Below are 641 nucleotides of genomic sequence, written 5' to 3'. Positions count from 1 at the left end.
ATTAGGGATCATCCCGCCTTCAGCCGCCACCTCTGAGGCCTCTTCTGCAACAGCAGTCAATGCTGGCTCTGCGATAGTGGTTCCAAACCCCAAGCAAAACGCAAAAATCAATAACCAAAACACACTGCCCTTTCGAGCAAAGGCTTGTGCCATATTTTCGCCAATGGGGAACAAGCCGAGTTCTAGCCCGAAAATAAAAAACGTCAGGCCTAAAATGACCAACAACAAACCAAAAAGAATAGAGACCAAGTTAGGTAGAGGCTCTTGCAGAACCACCAATTGGAAGAAGGTAATAACAATCACAATAGGAAGAAGATCGCGCGCACTGTTAAACAGAGCTCGGAACAAAGCAGTGAGTGCTTCCATGCAAATCCTCCCTTTGACGAACAAGTTATTGGCTCTGAAGGCGAGACCTGTCCGGTGATATCCTTATCATCTACTCTCAGTGTGGCATAAATTTCTACTCACAAACGTGAACAACCTTATGTCACCACTAACATTTGGTTACATTTTCCTAATATGTGAACTGGATGAGCCACCACGAAAATTTATCTGAAAGATGGGAGAACACATGATAAGCAGCGCTGAACTGATCAAGCGAGGCGCAAAACGACTATAATGTTCTAATATATTGACATTCA

At 44.0% G+C, this 641-nt stretch carries 1 protein-coding gene; it reads right to left on the bottom strand.

Going from position 1 to position 641, the window contains the following annotated elements:
* Nucleotides 1-366 (bottom strand): DUF1538 family protein (locus R7Q11_RS27145; protein WP_225467106.1); only part of this gene is annotated, 366 nt, incomplete at its 3' end.
* Nucleotides 367-641: the final 275 nt, after the last annotated feature.

It is taken from the genome of Vibrio sp. 970 (genome assembly GCF_033339075.1).
This window is presented reverse-complemented; position numbering and strand designations above follow the sequence as displayed.